Below are 4,744 nucleotides of genomic sequence, written 5' to 3' on the forward strand. Positions count from 1 at the left end.
AAACTCTCTGGTACAGATGAAATGGAGACCCTGTTTACGCCCTTTTTTTCCACCCGGGCCATGGGCACCGGACTGGGCCTGCCCATAGCCAGGGTGGTGGCCCAGAAGGTCAAGGGAAATATAATGCTCTACCCAGTCTCCAAAGGCGGCGTGGCTTGCCTGGCCAGTCTGCCTCGGGGAGATTTGGATTGAGGGATTGGGGGATTGGGGGATTGAGGAATTGAGGTATTGGGGGATTGGGGGATTCAGGGGCAGGTATTGAGTGAGGCGGGATTGACAGGACTGGCTGTTGTACAGAAAACATGGTGTTATGATTATGGCTGAACATTAATTTATAAAGGATAGATTCATATGGGATATAAGGCTGTAAACCCTGCCACTGGAGAAGAGCTGCAAAGTGTAGCCTGCATAGGTTCCCGGGAACTTGAGAGTGCCCTGGAGGAAAGTTTCCAGGCGTACCTTCAGTGGCGGGAGACGGGGTATGAATACCGTGCAGGGCTTGTAGGTGCTGTTGGGGAGATATTGAGACAGAACAGTAAGAAATATGCAGATATTATTACCAGGGAAATGGGCAAGCCCATAGCCGCGGCCAGGGGAGAAATAGACAAGTGTGCCCGGCTCTGTGATTTTTATGCAGAACATGGCGCAGGTTATTTATCAGATGAAGAGATAAAAGTGGATAGCGGCAGAAGCTTTGTGACTTACAATCCCCTGGGGCCTGTGCTTGCTGTGATGCCCTGGAATTTTCCTTTCTGGCAGGTTCTGCGTTTCGCTGTACCCGCGCTCATGGCCGGCAATACCTGCCTGCTCAAGCATGCGGCCAACGTACCCGGATGCGCTGCCGAGGTTGAAAAGGTCCTTTTGCAGGCGGGTCTACCCAGGGGAGTTTTCTCAAACCTGTTCATCAACAAGGAGCAGGCCCTGGAAATCCTGGGAGACGGGCGCGTCAGAGGGGCCACCCTTACAGGAAGCGTGAGCGCCGGCAGGGCAATAGCAGAGCGCGCCGGAAGCATGCTCAAGAAGACCGTGCTGGAGCTCGGAGGCAGTGATCCTTACTTGGTCCTGGAGGACGCGGACCTGGAGCTTGCAGCCCGGACATGCGCCGCAAGCAGGCTCATGAACAACGGGCAGACATGTATAGCAGCCAAGAGGATCATTGTGGTGCAAAAGGTCTACGACGATTTTATGGATCTGTTTCTGCAGGAAATGGCCCGGGCGAACATGGCAGATCCCATGCATGATGACTGCACCCTTGGGCCCATGGCCAGGGAAGACCTGCGCCGGGAACTGCACGGCCAGGTGGAACGTTCCATGGGGCAGGGAGCAAGGCTTGAGCTTGGGGGATATATTCCCGAAGGTCCCGGATTCTGGTATCCAGGTACTGTTCTTTCCGGTGTAAAGCCTGGCATGCCGGCTTTTGAGGAGGAACTTTTCGGGCCTGCAGCGGCCGTCATAAGCGCTAATGATGAAAAAGAAGCCATAGAGCTGGCCAACAGGACCAGGTTCGGCCTGGGTTCTGCGGTTTTTACCCGGGATATAGAGCGTGGCACCAGGATCGCTTCCAGTGAGATCGAGGCTGGCTCCTGTTTTGTAAATTCCATGGTCCAGTCGGATCCCAGGCTGCCCTTTGGAGGGATTAAAGACAGCGGGTACGGCCGTGAACTTTCCGTTCAGGGCATAAGAGAATTTACCAACATCAAGACGGTATTCGTCAGGTAGAATTTTTTATGCAGGCGGACGCGGGATAGTTGATGGAAGCCTTGTGGCAGTACTTTCTGGTTTTTATCTTGTCGGCAACCCCCTGGATAGAGATTCTGCTGGTGATACCCGCAGCTCTGGCCATGAGCCTTGATCCCTGGCTGGTGGGCATCCTGGCCTTTGCCGGAAATACCGCACCGATATTTATCATGGTGTACGGCTATGAGCTGTGGCGCAAATGGAGGGCGGGCAAGGCAAAAGGCTATGCAAGACCGGCCTCCAGGCGCAGAAGGAGGGCTTTAAGAATCTGGAACAGGTACGGTCTTCCGGGGCTGTCTTTGCTGGCACCGGCTCTTACCGGGGTCCACCTGGCCGTACTCATTGCTTTGACCTTCAGAACTACAAAAAAAGATCTTCTGGTGTGGATGAACATCAGCCTGGTGGTCTGGACCACTGGCCTGACTCTGGGAGTTTATTACGGTATCGAAGGCCTGCGGTTTTTAACCGGCTGAGTATACTTTTAATGTAACCATTCAGGGGGCGCAGGAAACGTCCCGGGGACAGTCCCCGCGACACCTTTTTCGCACAAAAATTGTAGACACTAAGTTTGTGAACCTGCTCAGTTAGTACTTAGCGGGGACAGTCCCCAGGCCTGGTGCCAGTAGCCACCACCGAGAACCCCCTGAATGGTTACCTTTTAATTATGCAAGGAGAAACACTTGAAAATTGGAATTAGTACATGCCTTCTGGGCGATAACGTGCGCTATGACGGAGGGCACAAGCTGGACAGGTACCTGCGGGACCTGCTGGGCAAGTATGTGAGCTATGTACCGGTATGCCCGGAAACCGAATCGGGAATGCCCATACCCAGAGAAGCCCTGCGGTTGGTAGGGGATATAGACTCTCCAAGGCTGGTCACCCAGAAGTCCGGAGAGGACTATACCAGTGTCATGCAAAGCTGGGCATCAAAAAGGCTGGATGCACTGGAAAAAGAAAAGCTGTGCGGTTTCATTTTTAAGAGCAAGTCTCCCAGCAGCGGCATGGAGAGGGTAAAAGTCTACAATGACAAGGGTCACCCGGTTCCCAAGGGGCGGGGGATATTCGCGGGAATGTTCATGGAGCGCTTTCCCCTGCTGCCCGTGGAAGAAGAGGGCAGGCTGCATGATCCCATGCTCAGGGAGAATTTTATCACCAGGATATTTGTCTACGGCAGGTGGCTGGAACTGATGGAGCAGGGGCTGACCACCGCCCGTCTCATTGATTTTCATACCCGGCACAAGCTGCTCCTTATGGCCCACAATGTAAATGCCTACAGGGAGCTGGGCAGGCTGGTGGCCGGGGCCAGGGAGCTGCCTCCTGATGAGCTCGCAGATCAATATATAAGCAAACTCATGACAGCCCTGAAACTTTCTTCCACCATCAAGAAAAACGTCAACGTGCTGCAGCATGTCATGGGGTACTTCAAGAAGGACCTGAGCAGCGATGAAAAGCAGGAGCTGCTGGAAGTCATCGGCAACTACAAAGATTCGCTGGTGCCACTTATCGTGCCTGTAACCCTTCTTAATCACTACGTGCGCAAATACGACCAGCCATATCTCAAGGAGCAGGTGTATCTAAATCCCCACCCCATGGAGCTCAAGCTTAGAAACCATGTGTGATGGGTGGATTCGGGAATTCAGGGATTGGGGGATTGAGGGATTGGGGAATTGAGGGATTAAGAAATTAAGGGATTGAGGGATTGGTGAATTCAGGGATTGGGGGGCAATCCTGCAATCAACTATGATTTTTAAGTTCAATTATTGCAGCATGTTGCTGTCAAACAGGGTTAGTATTATATCCAGCACGGTCTACTCCCCTCCTTGGTTAAGGAGGGGCTGGGGGTGGTTCGTGTTGAAGGTCCACTTCCTTACAAATCAAGCAGTTGAGAAGTTTATCAGACAAAGATGCTTTTCAGCGCTGTGAGGACTTTTTTCTTCTTTTTGATGTTGGGGGTCATGCGCACGTAGGTACTGGACTCCTTGCGGCTCAAAACGTCTATGGCGCGCTGGACAGACATCTGGTGGTACTTGTCGAAGTCTTCGTGGTAATAACTGGTTATGCGGCGGCGGTTTAACCCGGACATGCTCAGATAGGCCCGGTACACCCCCTGAAAGCCCTTGGACCGGCAATCCTTGGGGTCTATCACCTTTCTGGCCAGCCGGTCATTTGACTTCAGCCGGCTTTTGTCCATGCGGGCTACAGCCGGCCAGCACTTTCTGGTCACCAGGCTGTCGGACTCCATCTCCACCCAGGCATGGCCCAGTTTGCCCCTGGAACCCAGGTCCATTTTACCGTGGGCCACTGTGTCAGCAGCCAGATGGCTTAAAAAACCACAGGCAAAAGCCTGATCCGTGCGTTTGCCTGCAGCCTGCAACAACATAAACCCGGTTTCCCAGTCATGGGGGTTTTTCTGTCCCGGCTTGCCCAGAAAATAGTCCGCCACCACCGAACCGTAAATGAAATTGGTGGAATAGGCTGTTAGAAGAGAGTACACTGCTACCGGCAGCAAACTGGCCGCCCGCAGTATCTCAAAGGCGAAATGTGTATGGGTCATGGGACCCCAGGCAAATGCATTTTCAGCGGAAACAAAAAATATGATCAGGAAAAGTATAAATATTTTTTTCATAAGTCAGTAGTTCTTTGCGGAAATATTGGAGTGCATCCCTGCCCTGATTGGTTGTTGAGTTGCCCTGTATGGACAAGCCATTATATTTTGGTGACAGACTCCGGAAGTACAAAAAAAGACAGGGGCAGTAGCCCCGAAACTTCTTGCACATATATCATCGATTTAGATTACGTCAATAGCGGAGCAGAAAAAATCGGGGAAAATATTTGATTTCGGCAGAACTGATAAACAACTCAGGCTGCTTTGCTGCTTAGAAAGCTGAATATGCTCTGCAGAAGCTTTTCCTTGTCCAGCTTGATCTGGTAGTCGTCTATGCCTACCTTCTTGCCCCGGGCCACGTCCTCTTCCCCGGCCAGGGAGGTCAGGGCCAGGACCGGCAGG

At 52.5% G+C, this 4,744-nt stretch carries 4 protein-coding genes and 1 pseudogene; 4 read left to right on the forward strand and 1 reads right to left on the reverse strand.

The annotated features are described in order from the left end of the window. From D5S03_RS11210 to D5S03_RS11225, 4 genes and pseudogenes are all read left to right on the forward strand, one after another. Nucleotides 1-192: pseudogene (locus D5S03_RS11210) on the forward strand (hypothetical protein); the annotation flags it as partial. A 159-nt stretch (nucleotides 193-351) separates the two neighbouring features. Next, nucleotides 352-1,719: an NAD-dependent succinate-semialdehyde dehydrogenase gene (locus D5S03_RS11215; protein WP_287044044.1), complete on the forward strand. Its 1,368-nt coding sequence runs from the start codon at nucleotides 352-354 to the stop codon at nucleotides 1,717-1,719. Between the two features lie 32 nt (nucleotides 1,720-1,751). Then, entirely contained in the window at nucleotides 1,752-2,210 is a 459-nt protein-coding gene (locus D5S03_RS11220; RefSeq protein ID WP_287044046.1) for a small multi-drug export protein, read from the forward strand. Between the two features lie 207 nt (nucleotides 2,211-2,417). Next, nucleotides 2,418-3,356: a YbgA family protein gene (locus D5S03_RS11225; RefSeq protein ID WP_287044048.1), complete on the forward strand. Its 939-nt coding sequence runs from the start codon at nucleotides 2,418-2,420 to the stop codon at nucleotides 3,354-3,356. A 275-nt stretch (nucleotides 3,357-3,631) separates the two neighbouring features. Here D5S03_RS11225 and D5S03_RS11230 read toward each other — a convergent pair whose 3' ends face one another. Next, nucleotides 3,632-4,363, reverse strand: a complete 732-nt coding sequence (locus D5S03_RS11230; RefSeq protein WP_008870577.1) for a zinc dependent phospholipase C family protein — start codon at nucleotides 4,361-4,363, stop codon at nucleotides 3,632-3,634. Nucleotides 4,364-4,744 lie beyond the last annotated feature (381 nt).

Source organism: Desulfonatronospira sp. MSAO_Bac3, assembly GCF_003838035.1.
Taxonomy (GTDB): Bacteria; Desulfobacterota; Desulfovibrionia; order Desulfovibrionales; family Desulfonatronovibrionaceae; genus Desulfonatronospira; species Desulfonatronospira thiodismutans.